Here is a 26,441-nt window from a genome sequence, read left to right on the forward strand (position 1 = left end):
TGATGAAAATGAAAAGATTATCGATCCCGTTCGTTTTGGGCTTTATCACATTTATGGGATTAACATCAACGGCGTTTTCTGCACCAGACAATATGTACTTTCACGGCATATTAGTTGATGAGCCTTGCACCATAAAACCTGGTGATGAAACCGTTGAATTAGATTTTGGCAATATTCCTGATAAGAATCTTTATGCATATCAAAGAACACCAAGCAAATTATTTCAAATTCGCTTATCTGAATGTGATCTCACGATTGGTAAAAGCGTCAAAATTACATTTAAAGGTGATGAAAACCAAGCCATGGCAGGGCAAGGCTTTTTAGCGATTAGCTCAAGTAGCCAAGCGGCAGGAATTGCGGTTGGATTGGAGTCTGAAAATGGAAATGCCTTACCTGTTAATAAAGAGACAGACAAACTTTCATTAAATGCGGATGACACTATTTTAAATTTTTATGCCTTTATTCAAGGGGAACCGGATGCGATTGCCAATCAATCCATTAAACGCGGTCCATTTAGTGCAATAGCCACATTCCATTTGAATTATGACTAATTATTAGGGTTGAGGTTTTCTATGTCTATATTAAAGCGATTTCCAGCTTTATGTATTGCAATAGGTTTGCTGTTTTCAGCGCCGGCGATGGCATCTATTTTTTCTTATATAACACATTCCGAAGGTGAGCCTGCTCACGCCACATATACCTATGTTATTCAACGCTGGGATCCTGAAGACCCTTATACTCCCAACCCTTGTTATGGCTGGAGTAAATGCTGGATAACAATTAACCATAAGCATGATGCTAATGGCTCTCCAGGTTCGGCAGTAAGAAGTATTGTTCGCGTTGAAAAAGAACCTTATTTAGCGGGGGTTCGTGATGCCGTTATGAGAGTTGAGAGTTTTCCAATACAAGGAACGGCAAGACATGATGGTGATCCTCTGACCTCAAACCAAGAGTGTGTTGGGCTATTTTATGAATCTAAGGAAGGCGGCTGGTCTCCAAATGGACGTTTATTACCGGGATCATTATGTGGTATTGCACCGCCACCCGTTGGTGCCTGCAAAATAACAGAAGGAGCTGTAAACCTTAATTATGGCGATATTGACGAATTCAGTTTAGAAAATGCAGCACGAGCTCAAAATATTAATGTGACTTGCAACTTAGCAATGAAAGTTCTGGTTATCGCATCAGGCTCGGACAGTGGCCGAGTTCCATTACGACCTGATAATAGCCTTTATGCTGATTTATTTCTTGATGGTTATCCTGGTGAAAGAGGCTCTGTAATTGATGTTCCTAAAAACGGAACCATACCTGTAGAGGTTAAATCAATTTTACATACCAATGGTCGCGTTGCACCAGGTTATTTCTCTGGTTCAGGTTCAATTATTTTAACGATGCCTTAATCATGATAATGGGTGAATATTATGATGAATTACGATTTTACAGATATTGATGTTAATGCGTTAGTTGGAAAGCGAATTCAAAAAAAGCGTAAAGAATTGGGTTATACCGGTATGCAAATTGCTGAAAAAATTGGTGTAAGCCAACAGCAATTCTCTCGATATGAGCGCGGGATGAACAAGATAGATTTAAGCTATCTTGTTTTATTAGCTAGCTATTTAAATACACCTATTTATTGGTTTTTTGAAGATTGCTTTATACCAAAATCCTCATCAGAAAATCTGCGTGTTGATAAACGTAGCAGTATCATTGCTGAAGCGACACCCGATGTCTTTTTGTACTAATACATACGACTAAATAAGATCCAAATTTTGGTGTTCTAGTGTGTATGTGTTTCTTTGATTGATTACCTAATTGGTAAGGCAAGGGAGACCTTGCCCTTTTTTTATATAAAAAGTATTAAATTGTGAGATGAACTTGAGCTGTTATTAAAAAGAGTAAGTATTACTTGCTTTCTTTTTTATCTTTAAAAAATCAGCAATACTATTTTTAAATATTAACTTTTCAATTTTAATCGTTCCTTTCTTAGATTATCTATTCTTCATTCTACGTATAATATCTACTGTAAAATTACCTATTTACGTTACAAATAAACTAAGCTTTTAACCTATCTTGACCATTTATTCGACATTATTTTCTCTTTTATAGTAATTACAACCGTTACTATCAGGTTTATCAGAGTGTTTAATCGATTCTGGCTATTAATTTAAGATATTTTCAGTCATGAAAGGTTAATAAATAATCATAATAATGTTAAAAAATGTTACCTTATGCACATTTTTTAATTTTAGATACTATAAATTAATTTTAATGTAAGTGATTTATAATTGTATGATTTATTTTTATCTTATTGTTTAATAAAGTAAAAAATATATTATCTAATAATTTTATCATGATATTTATCTTAAATAAGGCGGTTGTAAATAGGATTAACAGATAGTCATAACAAAAAGGGTTGTGTACTGTGCATTTTCTGTTTTTTTATAAAAAGGATAAATGATGCAAACAAAAAAACAGGGAGGCAGTCGCTTTCTACGCACAGTGGAGTGGTTAGGAAACGCGCTACCCCATCCCGTTATTTTATTTATTATTTTAATTGCTATTTTACTTGTCTCTTCGGCGGTTGGTGAATATTTTGGTGTTACCGTACAAGATCCCCGACCAGAGGGCGCTAAAGGACGCGCTGAAGATGGCTATATTCATATTATTAGCTTGTTAGATGCCGATGGTATTCGCCGTATATTAGCCAATATTGTCACAAACTTTACGGGATTTGCCCCTTTAGGTACGGTGCTGGTGGCATTATTAGGTGTCGGTATTGCTGAACGTGCTGGTTTATTATCCGCAGTTATGCGTTTAGTGGTAATGAAAGCACCACGTAAAATGACCACTTTAGCCATTGTGTTCGCAGGTATAATGTCGAATACCGCTGCTGAATTAGGGTATGTAGTATTAATACCGTTATCAGCAATTATCTTCCATTCATTAGGACGACACCCTCTAGCGGGACTTGCGGCTGCATTTGCTGGGGTTTCTGGTGGTTACTCTGCTAACTTGCTCTTAGGTACGATAGATCCATTACTATCGGGCATTACACAGCAAGCGGCACGTATCATCGATCCAACTTATATCGTGGGTGCTGAAGCAAACTGGTACTTTATGTTTGTCAGTACATTCCTGATCACTTTCTTAGGTTACTTCATCACCGAAAAAATCGTTGAACCTCAATTGGGTCCATATAACGGTAATGAGCTTGATGAAGAAGAAAATGATTTAAGGAATGCGGCTGAAGTTACGTCGTTAGAAAAGAAAGCATTATGGGCTGCAACGGGTACATTTATTGTTATGTGCGTGATTTTGGCGCTAACTGTTGTTCCTGAAAATGGCATATTGAGAAACCAAGAAACAGGGCTAATTGGTAATTCTCCTTTCTTAAAATCTATTGTTGTCTTTATTTTCTTATTCTTTGCAATTCCGGGTATCGTTTACGGTTGGGTTGCTAAGACAATGAGAACAGATAAAGATATTGTTGATGCCATGGCGAATTCGATGAGTACGCTTGGGCTTTATTTAGTTATTATTTTCTTTGCGGCCCAATTTGTTGCTTTCTTTGGTTGGACAAATATTGGCCAGGTTATTGCTGTTAAAGGTGCTGCATTACTTAACAGTATTGATATGCCAAGTGGTTTGTTGTTTTTAGGGTTCATTTTAATCTGTGCCTTCATTAATTTAATGATAGGTTCGGCATCGGCACAATGGGCGGTAACAGCACCTATCTTTGTACCAATGCTAATGCTTGCAGGTTATGCACCAGAAACAATCCAAGCAGCATATCGAATTGGAGATTCTGTTACTAATATCATCACCCCTATGATGAGTTATTTTGGTTTGATATTAGCGGTTGCTACGAAATATAAGAAAGATACGGGTATTGGTACTATGATTTCTATGATGTTGCCATATTCTGTTATTTTCTTAATTGGCTGGTCACTCTTATTCTACTTATGGGTATTTGTATTCCATTTACCAGTAGGACCTGGCTCACCAATCTATTACACACCAACAGCAGGTTAATTCTCTGCTATAACAGAAGCTTATACAGAGATGTATAAGCTTTTTTCTTTTTCTTTTTCTTTTTTATCCATTTCTTTTTTATGATTTGCCAATTTCTCAGTTAATTGGTTGGCATAATCTGCATGTAAAAACTGAGTATCTAAACCTGCTTGTTGTAATTTTAATTCGAGCAATACTAAACGCTTTTGCAACGATTCATGCTCTTCTCCTGTTTCACTCAGCGTACTTAGAATTTCGGCTAGAGATAATGCTTCTTTTCTATCTTGCATTTCAGGAGGTAAGAAACCTGCATTTTTTAATAAATGATAGCTTGCTCTAAGTGACTCAGGTACATGACTATTATCATCAAGGATCAGAGGTTTTCCTTCACCTTTAAGTGATGATAGCTCACCTTTTTGTAGTGCTTGTTCAATGTGGCGTTCAGCCCATTCATCAATAATTGACATTCTAAACCTCGTTATTTTGAGATTATTTTAAGCAGAAAAGATCACACATGCTCAATTTATCTTGATCAAATTATATGATTTGATATTATATTTTTATATTATATAAAAATATATATTAACTAAGGGATATCTAATGAGTAAGTACAAAGAAATAGTAACAGACATTGCAAATAACATGGGAGCATTGTCTCAAAATATTCCAGAAGTGATGAAAGCTTTTATGAGTACCACAAAAGCAGGGGGCAAAGAAGGAGCATTAGATTCAAAAACAAAAGAATTGATCGCGATTGCAATTGCTGTTGCCAATCGTTGTGATGGTTGTATTGGGTTCCATACTAAAACTTTAGTCGAACTCGGTACAACAGAACAAGAACTTGCAGAAGCATTGGGCGTTGCTATTTATATGGGTGGCGGCCCTTCAGTTATGTATGCCGCCAACACTATGGGTGCTTTTAAAGAATTTAGTAAATAAGATTTTTATCATTATATAACTAAAATAAAATAGTCATAAGGCCAGAATAAGTTCATTCTGGCCTTTTTATTTCTTATAGCTTGTTTATTTTTTGTTTAAGTTAAAAGTAGTGAAATAAAAATATCTATTATTAAAAATAGATTAATAATAAATTAAAAAATGATGAATTAAAGCAATCAACTCTATCAGTATATATATGTTTTGTTTTATAAATTGTAATTATTTCAATGTGTTGCGTGTCATTATTGCTGTGTTTTAGTTAATTATAAATTAATGAATAATAATTGAATTTTTTATAATATAACCATTCTAACTAATTAGTTTTTGTAAGGTGAGTTTTCTATTTTAATGAGGAATGTATGAGCGTCAGTTTTATAGAAAGATATAAATGGTTTCTACTTTTTATTTTTATATTATTAACTTATTTCATTCCTTTAGAAACGCGGCTATTGTGGCAACCAGATGAAATTCGTTATGCCGAAATTAGCAGGGAAATGCTGACATCAGGTAATTGGTCTGTGCCTTATTTGCTCGATATTCGCTATTTTGAAAAACCGGTTTTAGGGTATTGGCTAAACAGTATTGCACAATGGTTATTTGGAGGTGGTCATTTCTCCGTTCGCATTGTTGTTGTCACCTCAACGTTATTAACCAGCCTATTTGTTTATCGAGCTGCTTTGTTAGTTTGGCATAATCAATCTCTGGCATTTAATGCATTAGTGGTATTTTTATCCTCTTTTCTTGTGTTGTCTATTGGCACTTATAATATCCTTGATCCTATAGTGACTATGTTTGTTACTATAGCAATGTATTATTTTTTAAGCGGATTATTGACAACAGATAAAAAATCAAAAATTTATGCTTCTTTTTTAGTCGGTATTTTTTGCGGTTTAGGTTTTTTAACTAAAGGATTTATTGCAGTTGTTTTGCCCACATTAGTCTTTATGATTACAGCAATTAGCTTATCTCGTTTTAAAGAAGTCCTTTGTTATGCGCCAATAGCGCTTATCTCTATGTTTATTATTGCAGGTCCATGGGTAATTTCAGTTGCACTTCAAGCCCCAGATTATTGGCATTACTTTTTTTGGATTGAACATGTACAGCGTTTTATAGCAAAAGGATCAGCAAGATCACAACCCATGTGGTTTTACTTGCCTATTATTGTTTTCGGCATTTTACCTTGGTTAGGGTTTCTATTCGGTACACTTAAATCTGCGCTTTTTTTGAAAAAAGGCACTCTCTATTTTTCATTTTGGCTATTTATCTTTTTTGCGTTCTTTTCAGCCTCTAGTGGCAAGTTATTAACTTATATGTTGCCTTGTTTTGTTCCGTTATCCATTTTGATTGCGAGTTACATGGAAGAATTGAAAAATAACCCAAATGAAAAAATTCATACTATTAACGCAATAATAAATACAGCCTTTGGAATAACAGGTGTTTCTATTATTATTTATTCTCTTTATTCATCTCGATTTACACTATATGAAGTAGATGAGCAGCATAAAGTGATGCTGGCGATAGGGGGATTTTTTATATGGAGTCTGATGGGAATTGCTTCATTCTTTAAATCAACACGTTTGCTAACTTTATTTTGTTCTGTTGGATTAAGTCTTGCTATTGGATATGCGATCCCACATAAAATTGAAAGTAAAAGCACTCCTGAAAAAGCAATTAATCATTATTATAGTGAGCTAGCAAATAAGCCTTATATTTTAGCTGATGAAGTCGGTATTGGAACGTCACTAGCATGGGGATTGAAACGTACAGATATTCGTCTAACTGAAACGAGAGGAGAGCTTGCCTATGGTTTAGCATATCCTGATGTGCAAAATAAATATTATGATCTTAAGCAACTGGTTAACTTAATTGAAAAGAATAACTATCAAGGTATTGCTATTGTTTTGGTCAGACCTGAGCGCAAAGACATATTATCCGTTATAAGCCAATTAAAGATAAAACCTATTGTAGAAAAACAGGGTGATCTAACATTTGTTTTCTTTAACTGACTGATTTTTAAATCTATTTATATGTTGTAAATAGGGAGCTAAAATGTCATTCAAGTTTTGTCATGACTTAGATTTGATTTTTTGTGTTGTTTTTATGTGATCTAAGTTAAAAAATAGATTTTGTTGATGAATTTATTTTGCTCTTTTTCGTTTTAATGGTAGGTTTAGATTGTGTCCATTAAATCGGAGTTAGCTAAGCAATATATGACAAGTCACTTTACTTTATCAGAACCCCCGCCCAAACAAAATGTACTTATGAATGGGGGTAATTTATGCTGATTTTCCTAGCTGAATGTTTTATCGGTCTAGCATCAATTGCTCTTACTCACCGTGTATTAACGTTGTACGGTACTAAAAAGAAGTGATGGCTCCCCGCTAGCTAAAATAAGTAATCAATGATTACTTATAATGTAAAGTCCTATATCCAACATGATGTAGGACTTTTTCGTTATATTAATATATTATTGAAAATAGCCTTCAATGAGTTTTATTTTTTCAATATCCAGAGTGTTGGTATATTGATGTAATAATGCCCAAGCTTGAATATAATCATATTTAGCTTTAATTAAATCTTGTTGAGCACGATATAATAATTCTTCAGCATTAAGAACATCCACCATGGTTCGTTGCCCGCCAATATAGCTTTTTTGAGTTGCATCTAATTGTAATTTAGCGGAGGAGACAGACTGTTCATATGCATTCAATTTTATATTACTGGTCGTACAAATTTGATATTGATGACGTAACTCTTGTGTAATTTGCTGAATAGTAGCATCCCTTTCAAAAGCACTCATCTGATACATCGCGGTAGATTGACGCATTGATGCTGTCGTTTTTCCGCCATTAAATAAAGGTAAACTGACATAAAATCCAATATTGGCAGATTGGTATTTCTGATTTACCGTATTATTACTATCGGAATCACTATTAGAATAAGAAGCATAGAGTTGTACTGTTGGAAAAAATTCACCTCTGTTTTTTTCTACTTCTTGTTTCGCTATTGCCATTTCATAGCGTGCAGTTTGAATATTGAGGTTATTTTGCATCACTTCCATTTCCCAATCTTCATAATTGCTGGGGGTGATGGGTTGTAATATAAAATTTTTGCTATTTAATTTTGCAATATGCTTATTATAAGGAAGTGGAGAACCAATCATTGAGCTTAGTTTATTTTTGGCATTTTCTAGTTCAAGTTGAATATCTGTGTATTGAGACTGAGTTAAATATAATCGCGTTTGGATTTCTGAAATATCTGTTTTTGTTCCTTCACCTAACTCAAATAAACGTTGGCTAGACGTAAGCTGTTTTTTATAAATTTCTTGCTGAGAAAGATTTAATAATAATTTATCTTGGGCATAGGCTAATTCAATATAATGATCAACCAACCTAATTACGAGTTCAGAGAATTTTACTTGAAAACGGCTATCTGATAGTAACGTTTGTATAACTGATGATTTGTAGTCACTAAAAGCAGTGTAATCAAATAGAGGTTGGCTAATAATCGCACTGACAGAGTGGCTTTGGTAATTTTGATATTCTGTTCTCTGTAATTCTCCTTGGCTAGTATTAATCGGATAAACTTTACGTTGCCAATTTCGTGGATTATTTTGGTAATTAACATGAACACTAGGAAGTAATTGGGATAATCCAATATTTTCATACTCTTTGCCTGCAACTTGTTCTTTGATTGCAGCATTAAAAGTAGGATCATTTTTTACAGCTAAAAAATAGAGATCAGACAATGTGATAGCAAAAGTATGAAAACTGAACATCCATATCAATATAATAGTAGAAAGTTTTTTTATTAGCATAATTACTCTTCCGTTAAAGAAGTATGAACTCTATCTAATACAGGTTTAAAGAGATAATTGAGTAATGAACGATCGCCTGTATTAATAAACACATCAACGGGCATACCAGCCTTTAATTTACTTTTATTATCAGCAAGAAGTGTATTATCTTTTACATTAATAAATACTTGATAATAGGGTTCCGTTGTTCTGTCATCAATAAGTCTGTCTGCTGAAATTAAAGTAACTTCACCCGGAATTTTAGGTGTTGTATTTTGATTAAAAGCACTGAACATTAAATCAACAGGAAGTCCGGGAGTTACTTTGTCAATTAAATGAGGAGCTAAACGAGCCTCAATAATTAATTGATGATCTTGAGGAACAACTTCCATCAATGTTTGTCCTGTTCTAACAACACCGCCTTGTGTAAAAACAGATAAATCCATTACTGTTCCTGAAATAGGGGCAGTAATTTGCATTTTGGCCAGTTTATCCAATTCAATAATAAGTTGTTTTTCAGTTTCACTTATTTGTAATTGAATTTGATTAAGCTCAGTACGTGCTGATTGATAAAAGTTAGCATTACGTTGTAATATCTTCTGTTCATACTCTAGTTTTTGTTTTTCTAAGGTACTAATTTGTCCTAAGGTATCATTAAGATGATTATTATTTTCAGCAAGTTCACGCTCAACCTCTTGATAACGATGACGGGGAATATAGCCTTCAGTAGCAAGAGTGCGTAAATCTTTTATTTGACTCTGCAAACTATTAATTTGGTTTTGTTTGTTTAGTATTGATCTTTTTAGATGAATTAAACGATTAGAAATACCATCAATAATGGCGTTATAACCATTTATTTCACTATGCAATTCAATATATTTTTCATTAAGTAATCTATTTTGTAGTTGTAAGTGTTTATTTAAGCTCTCTGATGATGAATAGTATTTTTCGGTAGAGTCTAAAATAAACTCTGTTTTTTCATTGAGTTGAGCATAAAGGCGTTGTTGAGTTATAAGTAAATTGTCATATTGATCTGATAGGGATTTTACTAAGGCTTTTGATTGAATGGGGCTTAATTGAATAAGTGTTTGGCCTTCAGTCACACTATCCCCATTCTTCACTAAAATATCCGTGATAATGCCTTCCACGGATGCTTGAACACTTTTTTTGTTGCCTGAAATGGAAACATTACCTGTGGTGGAAACCCCTTTGTCTAAAGGTGCAAATGCAGCCCAAAAAATAAAGACAGCTAAGCCTAAAAGAATAACAGACCATCCTATTATTAAGAATTTTTTAGGATCATCGGAAATGTTTTTGACTATATTAATTTCATTTTTCTCTGTGATCATTGTTATTTTCTCAATATTAAGAATTACTTTGAGTAATAGGTGTATTTGATGGTGTTTGGGTGTTTTTTATTATTGATGAGTTATTTAATTCAGCAATAACGGCGGTTGTGGAACCAAATAATTTAGTGTGTCCATCAAAAAGAACTAAGAGTTTATTGGTCACTGAAAGCAATTGCTTTTGATGAGTAATTAAAATAACTGTTTTTTTATTTTTCTTGAGTATTTGAATTGCTTGTATTAATGCTTTAATACCCAAATCATCTAAATTAGAGTTAGGTTCATCTAAAACGACTAATGTAGGATTGCCATATAATGCGCGAGCTAATGCAATACGTTGTCGTTGCCCTCCAGATAAACCTTCACCATGAGCACCAATAAGAGTTTCATACCCATCAGGAAAACGTAAAATCATTTCATGAACATTGGCCATTGTTGCAGCCTGAATAACTTTTTGTGAGTCTATTTCTGAAAATCGGGCAATATTTTCAGCGATAGTGCCTGGAAAAAGAGCAATTTCTTGAGGTAGATATCCAATATATTGGCCTACTTCATTTTTATTCCATTGATATATATCTGCATTATCAAGGCGAATTGAACCTGTTTTAACTTCCCATATACCAACAATAAATTTAGCTAAGGAAGATTTACCTGAAGCACTAGGACCGATAATTCCTAACACATCACCAGGAACTAGTGAGAAATGTATATTATTTAATAATACTTGTTCAGTTTGGGGATATTGTGCCTGATTAATGTTAACTGTTAATTCACCTTTAGGTGAGGGTAATGCCATTTTTTTATTTTCTTCAGGGTAGGTTTTTAGTAATGTCGTCAATCTTTTATAGGCTTCTTTACTACTGTCCCAGTTTTTCCATACACCAATAACTTGTTCAATCGGTGCTAAAGCACGACCTAATAATATTGATCCTGCAATCATCATTCCTGGGCTAATTGTATTGTCTATTGCAAGCCAGCCACCTAATCCTAGCATTAAGGATTGCAATGCCATGCGAGTGACTTTCGTTATTGCATTAACTCCCGCTGCGTTATCACTTGCCTGAGTTTGTGCTTGTAGATATTTAAAGTGGGTAATTTGCCATTGTGTTCTTAAATAATTTAACATTCCCATTGCTTCAATGGGTTGTGGATGTTCGAAATGATGGCCTTGTATGACTTGTGCTTGATTAGCAAATTCATTAGCTTTTTTTAATGATGTTCTAGACAAGTATTCATTAAGAATAGCTAATGAAAATAAAATTAGCGCACCACATAATGCAAATAACCCTAACCAAGGATTAAATAAAGCAATAACAAGAAGGTAAATAGGAAACCAAGGTAAATCAAAAAAGGCAAAAATAGCATGGCTTGTAATAAATTGACGAATTGTGACTAAATCATTAAAAGCTAAAGAAGAATTAATACCCGGTGTTTTATTTAATCTAGCTTGATATGCGGCGGTATAAATACGCGAATTAAGTGATAAATCAAGCTTGTTACTCATCCTAATTACAATGATACTTCTTAAATATTCTAGTCCACCCATAAAAATAAAGAGAGCTAACATAATAAGTGTTAGCATCAATAATGTCATTTCATTACCAGAAGGTAATACACGGTCATACACTTGCAACATATAGATTGAAGGAACTAGCATTAAAATATTTATTAGTGCTGTAAATATTCCAATGGAAAGAAATACTTTTTTTCTCTCTTTTATAATACTGGTTATTTCATTGTTATGTTTGCTTTCTGGCATAATATTATTCCTGATTTTATTTTTATCTACTTATTTATACTTGTAATTTTTTATCTATACGCATGATAATTTATATTTATTTTTTTTAAAAAATATAAAAATAACTCCATGTAAGTAAAAGAGGGCAGGAGAATACTATTTCTCCTACCCAATAAATCACGACTTAAACAATAAAATCAGTTTCGTAATTAACAAATCCTACAATATCAATTTTGAAATCAGCGCTAGAGTCATAACCATAAGCATTAATAGCGAGTTCACTTGAGTTTGTTGATTGATCATATTTAATGGTTGCCTCACCTGAGCGACCTGTAAAATTATCAACAAAATTAAGGAATTTATGACTGAAGGTATTTTCGATTAGCTCTGATAGATCAATCTTATCAATGCCTGATTTGAAATCCATAATCTTGTCCGCGGCTGAGACTAGAGAGTCGGAGATTTCTTTATAAACAAAGGTATTGCTACCTGTACCGCCCCATAATGTATCTTGGCCACCGCCACCATACAGTATGTCGTTACCACCACCACCGATGAGAATATTATCAGCATCATTTCCATAGATAATATCATTACCAGAGCCACCGATTGCGTTTTCTATTGTAACGCCTTGGGCAATAGAAACGTTTTTCTGTAGTCCGCCAACATCAGAGAAATGACCCTCACGTAAATCAATCACTTGATCTTGATAATATCCTGAGAAGTCAAATGTATCGTTACCACCACTGTCCCAAACGGAGAATATTAATTTATCGTTACTGCTTGTTGCAGTGTAATAATCAATACCTGTATTTGAGTTGAAGCCGTAAACATCATCACCTGTTCTGGTTGTTGTATTTGCACCATAGAGGTATTGCATTGCTGAAATATCATGAAGTAAAGGAGCACCCGCATAAGCACCTTGGAAGTGTGCACCAGTTTCATATTCATCCCAATAACTCATTACAGTATATTGGCGACTATCTTCAGCATAATCAGATTTTAAATAACCCGGTACGTTTTCTCCTGCGTTATAGTCTCCAGGATGCATTAAACCAAGTGCATGACCAATTTCATGAATAATAGTTAAGCGACCATAATTGCCTAATTCAGGCGTTGTATTACCCGCATAATAATAATCACTAAACCAAGCTTGGCCTGAAACATCACGCCCATAATAATCATAGGTATTTGGTAATGTTGCATAAGCTTGGAACTTGCCATATGGATCAGTAATGTTCCCAAAAGTAATGTCTGATTTTACATTTGGGCTTACTTCTGTAAATTTAATATTTGCGATATCAGACCATGCATCTAAAGATTGTCTTGCATGTTCTTTCTGTGTTGAATTAAATCCATAGGGATTTTTATCACCAAAGTCATTAAATTTTTTACCGGCCCAAGTTGGGAACGAATACGTTACTTCTGCCGCTTGTCCAATAACATATTTCCCATTCCATGTGGAATTTTCGCGTGCGATATGTTTTCCTGCGGTATCATAATCAAAAGAAGGTAGAGTCTTAGCTGAGAAATTATAAAAAATTCCACTCTTATCTAATAAATCAGAAACATTAGATAATCCTACTGCTTTTTTTAATAAAGAAGAACCCATAATATCCTCCGGATATCAAGTTTAGGTTAAGTTTATTTTCATATTGAAAATAGTTTAATTATCTGGTGAGTACCAGCGATAATAAAGATAGCTATTTATTGATATTAATCTAGAGGGGGAAAATATGTTTTTAAATAATTGTGAAGTGAGATGTGTTTTAAGTCAGAATAATTTAATGAAGTAAATAGATCATGGGTTATTTTATCTTTAGGTATTTTTTATAATGTTATTATATGATTACGTCATGATTTTATCATATTATATATTCCATTTTGTTATTATAAGGCTTAAAATTTTTAAACCTTATAATGTATTTATATTATTTTTAAATGTATTAAACATTGTTTAGAAAAAGATCTTCATAACTAAAATTACCCATAATATCTATTGTCAATTGATTATTTATTAGTTTGTCATTATTGGTTATTTCTAATGTGGTTTTCTTATTATTATAAGAAATATTTATTTTATGATTTTCATCAGAAAACTCTTTTGTTAATGATGGTTTTATTAATACTTTATCTTTTGGTAATTGAAATAAAATGGCGTCTTCATTTTTGTTAAAATCATAAATAATGTTATGACCATAAGTATTATTCTCTAAGCTAAATATAAAAATATCCTTTCCTTGGCTACCAAACAATTTATTGTTACCCCCTTTGATAATAAAGGTATCATCATGGTATCCACCATCAAGAATATTGTCGCCTTCTATAGCTATTAATACGTCATTACCTGAGCCACCATAAAGAATGTCCTGACCTCTTCCACTAAAAAGAGTATCATCTCCTTTTTCACCAAAAATAAGATCATCGCCATCGTCACCGTAGAGGGTATCATTATCAATGCCCCCATAAAGAGTGTCATCTCCATCTCCCCCATAAAGGATATCATCGCCTTGCTCACCATAAAGAGTATCATCACCTTTTTTACCGCTTAAGGTATCATTTCCCTTATTTCCTTTAAGATAATTATCAACTTGATTACCTAAAATATAGTTGTCTTTTAATCCACCTAATGCATTTTCAATAACAGTCCCGAAAGCAATTGAAATATTATTTTCTAATCCGCCTATACTAGAAAAAGCACCTTCATTAAGATCTATTTTTTGTTCAACATCATATTGAGAAAAATCTAGTGTATCGTTACCACCTGCATCCCAAATACAACTGATTATTACATCTCTATCTGCATTGAGAGTATAGGCTTTTCTTTCAGTGTTAGAATTAAACCCATATACAGTGTCACCTGTTCGAGTTGAGGTATTTTTACCATAAAGTTGTTGAATTAAATAAATATCAATAAGCATTGGGCTCATTGGGAAATTATCATGAAAATCAGCATATTCTTTTTGTGGCATATTGTATGCCATGACTGAATACTGGAAACTATTTTCTTTAATATTGAGATTGTTATTATCATTAAATGTATGTGGTAATCCTAAAGCATGGCCTATTTCATGTATATAAGTATAAAATTTATATGTTCCTTTTTTAGATGGTTCTAAATTATTTTCTAAGTGAGAATTAGCATTTAAATTTCTAAATAAATGAATATCATCTTCATTTTCAATATAATAATAATTTATATTATCGGATTTTTTCATGAAAGCATCTATTTTAGGTTTTCTTACTGGTGTAATATGTGATTTATTAACTGTTTTTATATATTTTGTTTCAGAAATATTTAACCAAACCTGCCCTGGTTCGCTATAGTCTGAAATGCTAGAGATTTCTTTTTCTGGGTATTTTTCTTTTGTAGGGTATGTTGAAAAACCGCCTATTTTAAAAGAATGTTTTTCATAATATTCAAACACATTATTATAAAGACCAATTCTTATATCAGTATCATGTCCAGCTTCTTTTTCTATGAATTTAATATTAGTGATATCAGCCCATAACTGTAATATCTCTTTTGCTAAAGCTTGTTGAGGTTTGTTTAGTGTAGTTATTGTATTATATTTATCTGTTCTTAATTCAGTATATGTTGGAAAACTAAATGATATCTCTGTAAATTTATGGCTAGGATGTGATTTTTCCCATATAGCAATATCAATTCTATTTTCTTTCATTACATCAATGATAGAGTAAAATGCTTTTGTTTTTTTTATAGTAGATGAACTCATGGATATAATTCCTTTTACATGAAGTGTAAAAGAAATTTTATATTACTATGATTTTTAATCTTTTAAAATAAGACCAAATAAAAATGGTAATAAGTTTAAAATTATCTTACTACCATTTTCTAAAATAGAAGTGGAATTAATTAACTATGAACTAAATTTCTTTTCTCTTTAAAAGCAAATACAAAAATAATTGCTAGAATTAATGTATATGAAGCAAATATTAACCAAATAGAGTGCCAGTCTTTTATTCCATCGATTGTAAAATGATCTACGACCATGCCACTTAAAATGGAACCCGCGTATGCACCAACACCATTGACCATAGTCATAAATAACCCTTGAGCACTGGCTCTTATTTCAGGTTTTACTTCATTTTCGATATAAATAGAGCCTGAGATATTGAAAAAATCAAATGCACAACCATAAACAATCATTGAAAGCATTAGCAACACAAAACCCCAAGGAGAGGGATCACCATAAGCAAATAATCCAAAACGTAAAGTCCATGCAATCATACTAATTAACATGACTTTTTTTAATACCAAAACGTTTGAGAAAGAAGGGAATTGCTAAGATAAAGGCCACTTCAGCCATTTGTGATACTGATAATAAAATTGATGGATATTGAACAATTAAACTATCAGCAAATTCAGGGTTTTTAGCAAAATCATGAATAAAAGGACTACCAAATGTATTAGTAATTTGAAGTACTGCACCTAATAGCATGGCAAATAAAAAGAAGACGGCCATTATAGGCTTTTTAAATAAAACAAAAGGAATAGAGTGCCAAACAAAGCGAAGCGACTGATGCAATATATAGTTGAGTGTTGCTGAGTTCTAATTTAAGTAAGCTAACACACCACATGGCGATAATAAAACCTATCGTGCCAAAAACACGAATAGGGGGGAAATTAGCAACAGAATCTAATTTGTGTTTCTTTAAACAGAAATAGCCAATTGAGTTTGAAAGTGCAATTGTTGGCATAAAAGCTAATGCATTAATGAACATAACCCAGAACATGATGGTAGGATCAGTCACTGATGCTGAAAAAAATAAAGCAATAGCACAAATAATATGACAGATAATATATAAACGATTAGCGGGAATAAATTTATCTGCAATTATTCCGAGTAAACCAGGCATAATGAGGGCGGCAATACCTTTTGAGCCATAAACTAACCCCACTTCAACCCCAGTGAAATGTAATGTTTGCATCATGTATGCACCTAGGGTGATTAACCAACTTCCCCAGATAAAACATTGCATAAACATCATGCCTTTGAGCTATATTTTTATTCCCATAACAATCTCCACTGTTGGGGGATAGGATTAGAGTGGAATATAGGCAGCTATCTATATTCCACTTTTTCTTTAATTGATAAAAAGTTATAAACGTGCGATCACTTCACTAATAAGTTTTAAGAAGGTAGATTTTACGCGCTCTGCGGTTTCAATCACTTCATCATGGCTAAGTGGCTGTTCTAAAATCCCACAAGCCATATTGGTTAAGCATGAAATACCTATGGTGTCTATGCCTGAATGGCGAGCAATAAGTGCTTCTGGTACCGTTGACATGCCAACGGCATCAGCACCCAATGTTCTTATCATGCGAATTTCAGCCGGTGTTTATTACTTTTTTTACAGTAAGATAGCGATATTCCTTTTTAACTAGCGAAATAATTTAATAAAGGAAATAGCTATGCTATTGAAAAATTTAAAAGAACTTCAGTCTTCTAAGACATCAAAAGCATTAAAACTGAAAAGCCTTTATAAATTAATCGCAGAAAATGGCCCGATAAAAACAGAAACGCTGACTGAGTTAGCACAAATGAAACCGGCGACTTGTGCCCGATTACTTGACGAATTAAATGCTCTTGAATTAATTACAACTGCAGAATTAGGTGAGCCAACCGGTGGACGAAAACCTATTTTGTATAATATAAATACAGAAGGGGTGTTTTTAATCGGTATTGAACTAAGCAAGGTCTATTCAACAATTGTCTTAATGGACCTAAAGCTTAATATGTTAGATAAAATTAAAATCTCACCTGAACCTTATTTGTCTGCCTCTGAAATGACAGACAAACTATTGCCTAAAATTGATGCTTTATTATTAAAAAATAAAATTAATTATGAAAAGGTGCTGGGATTAGGGATCTCTATTGAGCATGTTGTTGAACATCAACTAGCTTCTGAATCTCTTGATGAAGAATTTCGTGAGTTAGAGATATTATTGCGTAAAAAAATTCCTACTTACGTAACAGTAGGGAGTGGCGTACATTTTGCTGCATTAGCTGAGTTTCGTTTATATTACCGCCAAAAAACACAACGGTTTTTATTTACATCTTGTGATACCGAAGTCAGAGGTTGTGCAATTATTGCTAACCAGTTTTTAACTGATACATCAGTAACGATGAATTGTTTTGGCCATATGACAATCGATGTAAAAGGGACTTTGTGTGAATGTGGCTCTTATGGTTGTTTAAATACACTCTGTTCTTTAGATGCTATAAAAAATAACGTTATTCATCAAATAAGACGAGGAAAAACCTCCTTATTAACATCGCTTGTTAGTGTTGATGATGAAATTAATTATCACACTATTTTTCAGGCAATTGAAATGCGTGATCCTTTGTGTATTGATGCATTAGAAGAAGCTGCTTATTACTATGGATTGGCTATTGCAAACTCTATTTTAATGCTACAACCTGATATAGTTGTGTGTGGCGGTACGTTAATTCCTAAATATACATTTTTTGATACCGTGAAAAAGACGATTGAAACTAAACTCGCACTTATCCCAAATATAAAAACAGAAGTTTATCCCGCAAGTCACGCTTATGAAATCGTGTCTCAAGGTGCAGGAGCAATGGTATTGGAACATTTAGTCAATTAATAAATGAAAAAGGCGCTGTAATATCAATTACAACGCCTTTTAGTTTTTTATTGTTGTTTGTTTTTACTGCTTAACCCTGGTGAGGTTACCTGCTAGGAGACAGGTTTATTGATATAGACTAACTTTTTACTGCAAACTTCTTTTATTTACCTCATTGTGAGGAAGGTGATTCTTTTTATTTTTGGTTTAATTTAAACTATCTCAACTAACATCCTATTGTTGTGACGTTACTTTACCCTGGTACTTTGTGCATTTGGGAGCCAATTATAAATATGCCTTACATACCTAGAGAAAAAATAGATTATCAATCCATTGGCTATCGACTACGAGCTTACCGTATAGCCTCTTCATTAAAAGCTGAAGATGTTGCAGAAAGCTTAGGTATTTCTCGTGCTGCCGTATATCGATTAGAAAAAGGTGAAATTGTTAAGATTGAAACTCTCGATAATCTTGCTAGATTATTAAATACTTCATTAACGAGTTTATTAGGTATTAATACCGAATATTACTCAAGTGCGAATGGTTTTTTCGAACGAATGCGCCAACTTGAGACTCAATCTTCACATATTTATACTCACTTCGAACCCTTTTCTTATTTATTAACTTCAGATTGTTATGATAAAACATTGGTTGAAATGCTAACAGAAGCATCACCTTTAAATCTTTTATCTGAAAAACAACAAGAAGTTTTATCTATTTTAAAAGAGCGTAAAAAACATCAATCCTTGCATTCACCTCATATTTATAACCTTATTAGCCAACAACAAATCGAGAAATTTCTTTATGTTGGTATGCTAGGTTCAGTTAATTTAACGAAAACATTGCAACAAGAAAGAAAACAGCGAGCAAAAAGCGAAATTCTTCATTTAATTGAAAAGCTAGAGCAAAAAAATAATTATCTTAATATTGCCATTATTTCAGATACTATGCCGTCTTTAACTTTCCAACTATTTTATCAAGATAAAGTACCTCTTTCTTTAGCCGTTAGCCCGTTCCGTTTAGGTGAATTTCCTAATGTCAGTACGGGCATTGCCACCGTAACTTCTTCAACTGAGGCGATATTTCAATATCAATCTCTCTTTGATAAATTATGGTTAAAAGCGACCAAAGGGGATGATGCAATTAACCTTTTAAAACAAATAGTCAGTCATTATTGATTTGCTAATGTACCTAATGTTTCTGCTAATAAATCTGCAGCGACAGCAATATCACTAAACTCGGTAAATTCATCAGGATGATGACTAATACCAGCAACTGAAGGTGTAAAGATCATCGCAGTTGGATAAAGCGACGCCATATTCATTGAGTCGTGGCCTGCACCACTTAACATGGTCATATAGTCGATATTGTGTTTTTGGCATAAGCTTTCAATAACTTGGCAAATTGAATCATCTAATTTAACTGGCGATTCAGCAGAAATTGGTTGAACATCAATAGCAACACCAAAATCTTTTTCTGCTTTTTCAACACTGTTATTTAAACGTTGTACAACACGCTGAATACTTTCAGTATCAATACCACGAATATCAACAGAGAATTTTACTTGTCCTGGAATGACGTTCATGGAGTTCGGAATAACGTTGAGTTTACCCACTGTACCTACAGTGCCATAAACGGCTTCAGTACAGGCTGCACGGTTGATATCGGTAATAATCCCCGCACTTGCCACTAATGCATCTTGACGTTGATACATTGGTGTTGCACCAGAGTGATCTGCATGACCATTAACAGTGACTGAAAAGCGTGTCGGTGCTGCAATACCATTAACAATACCAATGGTTTTCTTGTCATTTTCAAGGCGTTTACCTTGTTCAATATGAAGCTCAACAAATGCACTATAACGATCTTCTTTGACTAAACAACTATCCAAATTATCGTGCTGATAACCTAATGATTTCAAAACTTCAAAGAAGTTATTGCCATCATCATCTCTATTTTGCTCCCAGCGAGCTTTGTCAATTTTTCCTGTTAATACCTTACTGCCAATACATGAAAAGCCAAAACGGCTAGATTCTTCAGCACGAAAAACAACAAGCTCAAGGTCGCGTTTAAGTTGCTGTGGTTTGTATTGCATTAAGGCATAAAACCCAGCAATCACACCCAAGGCCCCGTCATAAGCACCACCTTGAGGTACGGTATCAAGGTGAGATCCAGTACCTACTGCAGGTAGTGAACGATCTTTACCTGGTAAGCGTGCGTAAAGTGTACCAATACCATCACGATAAACTTCAAGACCGGCTTCTTTCATTAAACCCGCAAGATACAGATGCGCGGCTTCATCTTCTTCGCCATAGGCAATACGAGTGATCCCTTTGACACTGTTATCTTTTTTATAAATTTGCATTGTTTCAATTAACGCTTTCATATCATTAATTGAATAATGAGTTGCTGTATCTTGTTGAGTCATAAGATAATTCTCCCGTGGTTTCTGTAATATCCCTTTGTCTAAAAAATGAGACAATTTAAGGATTAAAAAAGCCATCTTCAAAGATGGTCACTGTTTTTATGATCATTGCTTATTATATTTACTGCTGAAGCTATATTTCGTCAATGACAATTCAGGTGAATTTCATATTCTGTGAGATAGGTATTAATTAAAAAGAGATATATAGCGGGAGTATTTCTAAAATGAATTTAAATTGTATTATAAATGTTATAAAAGCGATCGCTTTTTATATTAAGCATATTTGAAATTATATTTTTAATTTAAAAATGAAAATAAGAATTATTATTGGTGATAAATTTTTTATTGGCGAATTATTTATAAGGTCTGGTAATAAAGATATTATTCGCTATAGCTGTCTTTTTTTTGCACTTTACCTTTGTATCTCACTAACATTTGGCAAAAAAAAAGTAATTTAAAAAAATAATAACGATTCTGTTAATATAAATGCAATTCACTTATATCATTGTGTCGGTATATATTTTAGTGAAAATATTGCAAAATATAACTCCACCATTTTTTATTTTTCTTATCTATTTCATAAGCATTATCTATATTTTTATCTGCAATAATGATATAAAATGAATTATCTAAAAATGAACTATTATTTTCCAATTTATCAATAGGTAATGTGGGGTTTGATTGAAGAAGTGAGTATGAGTAAATCATGGTAAAAGGAGAACTTTGTCCTAAATATTGTTCATCTTTATATAATACGACATAGACAGGTTCAGTTTCGGTAATATATAAATATATACCTATTGGATTTATTGGGTTTATTTTATATACGTAGGCCAGGTAAACTTTATTTTCTATTTTTTTAAAGAGTAAATATTTATTGAAAAATGTGACATGAGCAAGAAGAAAATACCAGAGTAAAATTAATAAAATAATAATTTTTTTTGTATTTTTCATAAATCATCTAACGAGATATTATTAATATCAATCTAGTGATATTAGGTGAAGGTTAAAATGTATTATAAGATTTTTATTGATAATAGATGTGCCAGATTTTTAATGAAAATATTGTAAAATAGCACTCCACCATTTTTTATGTTTTGTTGATATTAAATAATCATCTGTAAAAGAACCCCCATTTAGATAAAAATTATCATAATCCCCGTATTTCTTATCATATTCATATGTTTTTGGTAATACATTTTCTCCACCAAGAAGATGGATATTACTAGCTATAACAAATGGAGAACTTTGCCCAATATATTTGCCTTCCTTATCATAGAGAACGACAAAAACAGGTTGTTCATTAACTAACCAAAAGTAAATACCGAAAAAATTGATGGGGGCTGGATGATAATAAGCCGCTTGATAATGTTCATTTTTGAAGGATGCAGAATAAAGCCAGCTTGTAGTAAAAGTGACATGAGATAAAAAAAACCACCATAATAAAAAAAGAGTCAATAATGTATATTTAATTATTTTCATAAATCACCTGATAATGTTTAGGAGCATCTATCCAATAAACATCAGAGAAAACGATAAAATCGCCTCCCTCATTATTTTCATCTTGCCAGCGTCGAAAATCTCTATTAAAGACAGGAACATATCCTTTGTATTGTTTATATAGTGAACCCCATGAACCTGTTGTGTAGAGTGCCATATATTTATAAAGTTGACTAAAGGGTAGCACACCATCATGACTCCAAATAAGGCAATGGTCTCTATGGATTTAGGTCATGGTGATGGGCGAGGGCGTTATGTTGAGCGTGTTTATAATAAATTGGAAGTGAGTAATTAAATATATGTGTTATTTCAATTTGAAGATCTAGGTTTTTACCATGATCTTCAAATAAATTTAGTCATATGGAACAATTAAATATTTTTAATTTTCATTGAATTATCAGCCCCAATAGTTAATATAGTTTCATTACTTTTAGTTAATCTTATAAAGTCATTTCGGCCCAGTACTTTTAATAGTTTTCTAATTCCTCTTCCTCCCCGTGAAATATTTACTTTAGTACTTATTTTATCTGGATCTATATAGCTATTAAGACCATTAACAGAGCAAAGGGCATAGAAGCGAAGATTTGTTGAGTATTTTAAAAAAGTATTTTTTCTATCCGAATTTATCCAACCTATCATATCTAATATATCATCATAATGTTTACGTAAAAGATTACAGCTTGCATGAGCACCATAAATAGGGGTCTTATAATTGGGTTTTCCTGTATATGGATCATCATAATGAAATTTCCAAATTGCTTCATGATGGGATAATCGATTGCGTAATGTTTTAATTCTAACAAATGCCTCATGAATTGTTGAGCGTTCGTAACCCATTGGTGCATTTGGAAATACTATAGGCGTAAGATTTGGCCAAAGGAGTCTATATCCATGTGTATCTTCGTATATTGATGTGAGTAAATGAACCCAAAATCCAAAAGTTAAACCTGAAATAATTCTATCAGGGGTTGGTTTTTTTCCCTCTTTACTAATAAGCTCTTTAGCTTGTTGGACTAGATTTTCTTCTTTCACTTTTCGAGCTAATATTCTATTTCCATATTGATCTAATAAATAGCCATGAATATCTTGCCTGTGTTTAGTTAATGTAGCTCGCTTATATCGTTCAATCGGTTTTATTTTACTATTTCCTATATATCTAGGTAGGTCTGTAATCCAGTTATTATTAGGAGTCCATAATCCTTTAGAACCTTTTGGAGGATGAGATAAAATAGCTGAATTTATGGCATTTCTTAATGTGACTTCTAAACATTGAAAAGCGGGTAACATAGCGCCTGATAAGGCTTTATTCCAATGATAGGCTGCAATAACTTGAGAGGGTTGTACTTTTAAATGTTTCTCATAAATATCTAATCTACTTTTAGATATGTAATCAGAATATATCACAGATTTACTCCAAAAATTTATTGACAGGTGTTAGGTATGTATGGCTTAATCTTCATATTAAGGCGGAGTCGCCTCTTTGAGGTCTCTCGCGAAAAAAGTATTTTGGAAAAACCACCTTAGGGTGGTTTTTCTCGTTATAAAAACCGATATTTATTATTATATAAATAATCTATTATTATCATTGTATTCATATAAGAATCTATTTTTTCATTATTAATTTTTTAAAATAAACTTATTATAATTATTTTTTTCTAGAATCAGAAAGTATATCTCTAGAAAAAAGAGAACTAACCGTTATACCAGAAATGCAATTACCCCCTACTGATAATCAAATCATCGATATGGGTGATGCCTTTTGGCAGTGGCTCATTGAGGGTTGTGTAAATGGTCATCTCTCTATAAACCAACCTAATGCACAAATTCATATTATTGCAGGATATGTTTTTATCGTTACTCCCAATATTTTTTATGTGTTTTTAGCTGAAATGAAATTGCCTAAACAAGATAAAGGTAAGCTTCAAAAAGCCTTTGAGAGACTGAAATATCATCGTCATGATCGAGGCAATATGTTTACTTGTCGGCTCTTTCAAAATGAATTATTAGAAGGGCAATTTAAAAAATTAAGTGGTTATTTAATTCCAGCAAATAAAATATTCACAAGCAATAATAAGCCTGCTGAAAATCTATTACTGGTTGTTGTATAAAGATTTTACAATGAATTTGCAATGTGACATTTGCTTATTAAATTGTTTGGCGAAATATCCATCAGCGATAGAAAATAATAATAGTAATTCCACTAAAACAGTCTTGCTCCCATTGATTAATCACGGTATCTTTCACTCGCACCTGCAAAATCAGGTGTCGGGATTGGTCTCCTGCATTGATTATCTATTGGCGACATATTAATACGTTTCGTATTTTATTATGTTGTTCACACAGCTGTACCTCAATGGTGAGCTGGACGGTGGCATCGCAAGATGCGCCAGTGTCCAATAGAGCTGGTAAGGCCAACTCCGTTCAGTTCACCACCAGTAAGATTGGCCTCTTCAGTGGTGAATTTAATAATCATCTATTGGAGGCGGTCTTATGACTACAACCCCTAACCCAACTCATCCATTACTTACTATTCAGTTCAATTCCACAACAGATTTCATAACACTCGTTGATTATTGCGATACTTTTGTAGATGCATTGATTAATAGTGAAGAACTCTCCATTAAAATGGCGTTATGTTGCCGTCTTAATGCCTGTTTAACACTCTTGCAATCGACGTTAGACGAGCCTATTCCTCCTCATTTGGTGCAATGTTTTATTACTAATAAAACACCGCCAAGCCTTCCTCGTTTTGATTTTGAATGTACTGAGCTTTGCCAGCATTGCATTACGCTGACTCAATTTCTTGCCGAGTTAGGTTTCTCAAATGAGAAAGGAAAAAGTCTTATTTGGTTATTGAATGATTTAATTAATTACTTTGTTGCTGAAATGCGAGCACCTAGATGGTTACGTACTCTTAATGGGGTGGAACCTCTTGATAAGGTAATGGTATGACTTTTAAACAGGAGCAACAAAAAAGTCATCATTTAAAGTCTTATGGTTGTTATTTGATGGTTTGTTCGTTTTGTATCAGCGATAACAGCACCTATTGTCGTGTTTTACTGATTGTTGTAAATGAGCATGTTATGGATGACATCACTTTTGAGTTTCTTATTGAGCAGTATTTTTATTATAAATTATTACGTCCTACGACAATGAGAAGTTATCGTAAGGTTCTTCGTACATTTGAAGAATTTACCTCGTTAAATCCTGCTCAGATTGATCAATTAACTGTTCTGCAATGGCGACATCTTGTTTTAGGTGACAATAAGCGCTCAAGTAGAACATGGAACAATAAAGTGACTCATATGAGAGCATTGTTTAATTTTGGAATAGAACAAGAATTATTACCCCATAAAAAGAATCCTTTTAATGGTACGGTAGTTCGTGCAGGAGCAAAAAGAAAAAAGTTCTGACTAAATCACAGATGGATGATATGTACCGTCGAATGACACACTATCTAGAACTTGAAGAAAAGCAAGGTTATGGCTACGTGTGTGATGGGCGAAAAAATGCATTATATCCAGCGTGGTTTTGGATGACGGCAATGAATGTGTTTCGTTACACCGCCATTCGTCAAGGGCAACTTCTGCATATTAGGTTGGGAGATATTAATCTTGAAGAGAAGTGGATCCATCTATGTGAGGAGGGCGCTAAAAATCATCGTGAACATCGGGTACCGATTGTTTCCGCATTATACCCATCACTAGAAAATTTAGTGAAAGAAGCACAAAAGGTAGGTGTAGAACTGACAGATCAAGTATTCAATGTTGGATGGTTTGATTTAATGAAAAGAAAGAAACATCCCAAGACGATGGGATAATACCCGTTACGTTCATTTTTCAAGCGCTTATCAGCGGAATGTAATTTCATTGTATCACCTCACCGTTTTCGACATACCGTCGCAACGCATATGATGCAATCACCAGAACGTAATCTTTATGTTGTGAAAAGGCTGTTAGGACATGCCAGCATTACATCGACATTAGAATACATTGATGAAAGTGTTGATAATTTGCGAGATATACTTGAAGCGGAATTGATGTGATGAAAATAACAGGAGGAGTATCAAGATT

The 26,441-nt window shown here is 33.2% G+C and carries 23 protein-coding genes and 2 pseudogenes; 12 read left to right on the forward strand and 13 right to left on the reverse strand.

What is annotated here, in order from left to right:
• Positions 1 to 2: 2 nt before the first annotated feature.
• From LW139_RS04575 to LW139_RS04590, 4 genes are all read left to right on the forward strand, one after another.
• Positions 3 to 551 (forward strand): fimbrial protein, encoded by a 549-nt coding sequence (locus LW139_RS04575; RefSeq protein WP_109409408.1) that lies wholly within the window; start codon positions 3 to 5, stop codon positions 549 to 551.
• A gap of 21 nt (positions 552 to 572) precedes the next feature.
• Positions 573 to 1,400, forward strand: coding sequence for an adhesin (locus tag LW139_RS04580; RefSeq protein ID WP_166540196.1), 828 nt, complete (start codon positions 573 to 575; stop codon positions 1,398 to 1,400).
• Between the two features lie 21 nt (positions 1,401 to 1,421).
• Positions 1,422 to 1,742 carry a helix-turn-helix domain-containing protein gene (locus tag LW139_RS04585; RefSeq protein ID WP_109409410.1) on the forward strand — a complete coding sequence of 107 codons (321 nt, stop codon included), beginning with the start codon at positions 1,422 to 1,424 and terminating at the stop codon, positions 1,740 to 1,742.
• A gap of 715 nt (positions 1,743 to 2,457) precedes the next feature.
• Positions 2,458 to 4,032 carry an AbgT family transporter gene (locus tag LW139_RS04590; protein ID WP_109409411.1) on the forward strand — a complete coding sequence of 525 codons (1,575 nt, stop codon included), beginning with the start codon at positions 2,458 to 2,460 and terminating at the stop codon, positions 4,030 to 4,032.
• A gap of 20 nt (positions 4,033 to 4,052) precedes the next feature.
• Here LW139_RS04590 and LW139_RS04595 read toward each other — a convergent pair whose 3' ends face one another.
• On the reverse strand, positions 4,053 to 4,478 hold the full coding sequence (locus LW139_RS04595; RefSeq protein ID WP_227336502.1) for a DUF1992 domain-containing protein: 426 nt from the start codon (positions 4,476 to 4,478) through the stop codon (positions 4,053 to 4,055).
• Between the two features lie 133 nt (positions 4,479 to 4,611).
• On the opposite strand from LW139_RS04595, the gene LW139_RS04600 reads away from it, so the two are divergent.
• Entirely contained in the window at positions 4,612 to 4,950 is a 339-nt protein-coding gene (locus LW139_RS04600) for a carboxymuconolactone decarboxylase family protein (protein WP_109409413.1), read from the forward strand.
• A 359-nt stretch (positions 4,951 to 5,309) separates the two neighbouring features.
• Positions 5,310 to 6,956, forward strand: coding sequence for a lipid IV(A) 4-amino-4-deoxy-L-arabinosyltransferase (gene arnT / locus LW139_RS04605; protein ID WP_247850686.1), 1,647 nt, complete (start codon positions 5,310 to 5,312; stop codon positions 6,954 to 6,956).
• Between the two features lie 461 nt (positions 6,957 to 7,417).
• Here arnT and LW139_RS04610 read toward each other — a convergent pair whose 3' ends face one another.
• From LW139_RS04610 to LW139_RS04640, 7 genes and pseudogenes are all read right to left on the reverse strand, one after another.
• On the reverse strand, positions 7,418 to 8,767 hold the full coding sequence (locus LW139_RS04610) for a TolC family outer membrane protein (protein WP_247850687.1): 1,350 nt from the start codon (positions 8,765 to 8,767) through the stop codon (positions 7,418 to 7,420).
• A 2-nt stretch (positions 8,768 to 8,769) separates the two neighbouring features.
• The gene (locus LW139_RS04615; protein ID WP_227336506.1) at positions 8,770 to 10,095 is read right to left on the reverse strand and encodes an HlyD family type I secretion periplasmic adaptor subunit; all 1,326 of its coding nucleotides are present in this window, start codon (positions 10,093 to 10,095) and stop codon (positions 8,770 to 8,772) included.
• A 16-nt stretch (positions 10,096 to 10,111) separates the two neighbouring features.
• Positions 10,112 to 11,851 carry a type I secretion system permease/ATPase gene (locus tag LW139_RS04620; RefSeq protein WP_109409417.1) on the reverse strand — a complete coding sequence of 580 codons (1,740 nt, stop codon included), beginning with the start codon at positions 11,849 to 11,851 and terminating at the stop codon, positions 10,112 to 10,114.
• A gap of 163 nt (positions 11,852 to 12,014) precedes the next feature.
• Positions 12,015 to 13,442, reverse strand: a complete 1,428-nt coding sequence (locus LW139_RS04625; RefSeq protein WP_166539055.1) for a serralysin family metalloprotease — start codon at positions 13,440 to 13,442, stop codon at positions 12,015 to 12,017.
• Positions 13,443 to 13,776: 334 nt separating this feature from the next.
• Positions 13,777 to 15,567: a M10 family metallopeptidase C-terminal domain-containing protein gene (locus LW139_RS04630; RefSeq protein ID WP_247850689.1), complete on the reverse strand. Its 1,791-nt coding sequence runs from the start codon at positions 15,565 to 15,567 to the stop codon at positions 13,777 to 13,779.
• A 140-nt stretch (positions 15,568 to 15,707) separates the two neighbouring features.
• Positions 15,708 to 16,843, reverse strand: a pseudogene (locus LW139_RS04635) (nucleoside permease).
• A 111-nt stretch (positions 16,844 to 16,954) separates the two neighbouring features.
• Positions 16,955 to 17,176 (reverse strand): hypothetical protein, encoded by a 222-nt coding sequence (locus LW139_RS04640; RefSeq protein ID WP_227336509.1) that lies wholly within the window; start codon positions 17,174 to 17,176, stop codon positions 16,955 to 16,957.
• 91 nt (positions 17,177 to 17,267) lie between these two features.
• Here LW139_RS04640 and LW139_RS04645 point away from each other — a divergent pair, with 91 nt between their 5' ends.
• Entirely contained in the window at positions 17,268 to 18,464 is a 1,197-nt protein-coding gene (locus LW139_RS04645) for an ROK family protein (RefSeq protein ID WP_247850690.1), read from the forward strand.
• Positions 18,465 to 18,736: 272 nt separating this feature from the next.
• Positions 18,737 to 19,621 (forward strand): helix-turn-helix domain-containing protein, encoded by an 885-nt coding sequence (locus LW139_RS04650; protein ID WP_072070687.1) that lies wholly within the window; start codon positions 18,737 to 18,739, stop codon positions 19,619 to 19,621.
• Here the strand turns inward: LW139_RS04650 and LW139_RS04655 are convergent.
• The 5 genes from LW139_RS04655 to LW139_RS04675 form a co-directional block, all read right to left on the reverse strand.
• The gene (locus LW139_RS04655) at positions 19,615 to 20,871 is read right to left on the reverse strand and encodes a Zn-dependent hydrolase (protein ID WP_227336512.1); all 1,257 of its coding nucleotides are present in this window, start codon (positions 20,869 to 20,871) and stop codon (positions 19,615 to 19,617) included. The two genes, LW139_RS04650 and LW139_RS04655, sit on opposite strands and share 7 nt — an antisense overlap.
• Positions 20,872 to 21,390: 519 nt before the next feature.
• Complete coding sequence (locus LW139_RS04660; RefSeq protein WP_247850692.1) at positions 21,391 to 21,822, reverse strand: DUF6201 family protein; 432 nt, start codon at positions 21,820 to 21,822, stop codon at positions 21,391 to 21,393.
• Positions 21,823 to 21,921: 99 nt separating this feature from the next.
• Positions 21,922 to 22,350: a DUF6201 family protein gene (locus LW139_RS04665; protein WP_247850693.1), complete on the reverse strand. Its 429-nt coding sequence runs from the start codon at positions 22,348 to 22,350 to the stop codon at positions 21,922 to 21,924.
• Entirely contained in the window at positions 22,337 to 22,555 is a 219-nt protein-coding gene (locus LW139_RS04670; protein ID WP_247850694.1) for a DUF6402 family protein, read from the reverse strand. Before LW139_RS04670 ends, LW139_RS04665 begins: the two co-directional genes overlap by 14 nt.
• A gap of 182 nt (positions 22,556 to 22,737) precedes the next feature.
• Positions 22,738 to 23,772 carry an Abi family protein gene (locus LW139_RS04675; RefSeq protein ID WP_247850695.1) on the reverse strand — a complete coding sequence of 345 codons (1,035 nt, stop codon included), beginning with the start codon at positions 23,770 to 23,772 and terminating at the stop codon, positions 22,738 to 22,740.
• Between the two features lie 305 nt (positions 23,773 to 24,077).
• Between LW139_RS04675 and LW139_RS04680 the strand changes: the two genes are divergently transcribed.
• The 4 genes and pseudogenes from LW139_RS04680 to LW139_RS04695 all read left to right on the forward strand — a co-directional run bounded on the left by LW139_RS04680 (position 24,078) and on the right by LW139_RS04695 (position 26,413).
• Positions 24,078 to 24,476 carry a conjugal transfer nickase/helicase domain-containing protein gene (locus LW139_RS04680; protein WP_247850696.1) on the forward strand — a complete coding sequence of 133 codons (399 nt, stop codon included), beginning with the start codon at positions 24,078 to 24,080 and terminating at the stop codon, positions 24,474 to 24,476.
• 245 nt (positions 24,477 to 24,721) lie between these two features.
• Positions 24,722 to 24,862: an ash family protein gene (locus LW139_RS04685; RefSeq protein ID WP_247603576.1), complete on the forward strand. Its 141-nt coding sequence runs from the start codon at positions 24,722 to 24,724 to the stop codon at positions 24,860 to 24,862.
• Positions 24,859 to 25,320: a hypothetical protein gene (locus LW139_RS04690; RefSeq protein WP_247850697.1), complete on the forward strand. Its 462-nt coding sequence runs from the start codon at positions 24,859 to 24,861 to the stop codon at positions 25,318 to 25,320. The genes LW139_RS04685 and LW139_RS04690 overlap by 4 nt, the downstream gene beginning before the upstream one ends.
• Before the next feature lie 131 nt (positions 25,321 to 25,451).
• A pseudogene (locus LW139_RS04695) lies at positions 25,452 to 26,413 on the forward strand (tyrosine-type recombinase/integrase).
• Positions 26,414 to 26,441 lie beyond the last annotated feature (28 nt).

The sequence above is a fragment of the Proteus vulgaris genome, assembly GCF_023100685.1.
GTDB lineage: Bacteria > Pseudomonadota > Gammaproteobacteria > Enterobacterales > Enterobacteriaceae > Proteus.

Bases quoted from the DNA above. Each gene is read 5' to 3' on its own strand.
- LW139_RS04575 (WP_109409408.1), top strand. From the start codon at position 3: ATGAAAATGAAAAGATTATCGATCCCGTTCGTTTTGGGCTTTATCACA.
- LW139_RS04580 (WP_166540196.1), top strand. From the start codon at position 573: ATGTCTATATTAAAGCGATTTCCAGCTTTATGTATTGCAATAGGTTTG.
- LW139_RS04585 (WP_109409410.1), top strand. From the start codon at position 1,422: ATGATGAATTACGATTTTACAGATATTGATGTTAATGCGTTAGTTGGA.
- LW139_RS04590 (WP_109409411.1), top strand. From the start codon at position 2,458: ATGCAAACAAAAAAACAGGGAGGCAGTCGCTTTCTACGCACAGTGGAG.
- LW139_RS04595 (WP_227336502.1), bottom strand. From the start codon at position 4,478: ATGTCAATTATTGATGAATGGGCTGAACGCCACATTGAACAAGCACTA.
- LW139_RS04600 (WP_109409413.1), top strand. From the start codon at position 4,612: ATGAGTAAGTACAAAGAAATAGTAACAGACATTGCAAATAACATGGGA.
- arnT (WP_247850686.1), top strand. From the start codon at position 5,310: ATGAGCGTCAGTTTTATAGAAAGATATAAATGGTTTCTACTTTTTATT.
- LW139_RS04610 (WP_247850687.1), bottom strand. From the start codon at position 8,767: ATGCTAATAAAAAAACTTTCTACTATTATATTGATATGGATGTTCAGT.
- LW139_RS04615 (WP_227336506.1), bottom strand. From the start codon at position 10,095: ATGATCACAGAGAAAAATGAAATTAATATAGTCAAAAACATTTCCGAT.
- LW139_RS04620 (WP_109409417.1), bottom strand. From the start codon at position 11,851: ATGCCAGAAAGCAAACATAACAATGAAATAACCAGTATTATAAAAGAG.
- LW139_RS04625 (WP_166539055.1), bottom strand. From the start codon at position 13,442: ATGGGTTCTTCTTTATTAAAAAAAGCAGTAGGATTATCTAATGTTTCT.
- LW139_RS04630 (WP_247850689.1), bottom strand. From the start codon at position 15,567: ATGAGTTCATCTACTATAAAAAAAACAAAAGCATTTTACTCTATCATT.
- LW139_RS04640 (WP_227336509.1), bottom strand. From the start codon at position 17,176: ATGATAAGAACATTGGGTGCTGATGCCGTTGGCATGTCAACGGTACCA.
- LW139_RS04645 (WP_247850690.1), top strand. From the start codon at position 17,268: ATGCTATTGAAAAATTTAAAAGAACTTCAGTCTTCTAAGACATCAAAA.
- LW139_RS04650 (WP_072070687.1), top strand. From the start codon at position 18,737: ATGCCTTACATACCTAGAGAAAAAATAGATTATCAATCCATTGGCTAT.
- LW139_RS04655 (WP_227336512.1), bottom strand. From the start codon at position 20,871: ATGACTCAACAAGATACAGCAACTCATTATTCAATTAATGATATGAAA.
- LW139_RS04660 (WP_247850692.1), bottom strand. From the start codon at position 21,822: ATGAAAAATACAAAAAAAATTATTATTTTATTAATTTTACTCTGGTAT.
- LW139_RS04665 (WP_247850693.1), bottom strand. From the start codon at position 22,350: ATGAAAATAATTAAATATACATTATTGACTCTTTTTTTATTATGGTGG.
- LW139_RS04680 (WP_247850696.1), top strand. From the start codon at position 24,078: ATGCAATTACCCCCTACTGATAATCAAATCATCGATATGGGTGATGCC.
- LW139_RS04685 (WP_247603576.1), top strand. From the start codon at position 24,722: ATGGTGAGCTGGACGGTGGCATCGCAAGATGCGCCAGTGTCCAATAGA.
- LW139_RS04690 (WP_247850697.1), top strand. From the start codon at position 24,859: ATGACTACAACCCCTAACCCAACTCATCCATTACTTACTATTCAGTTC.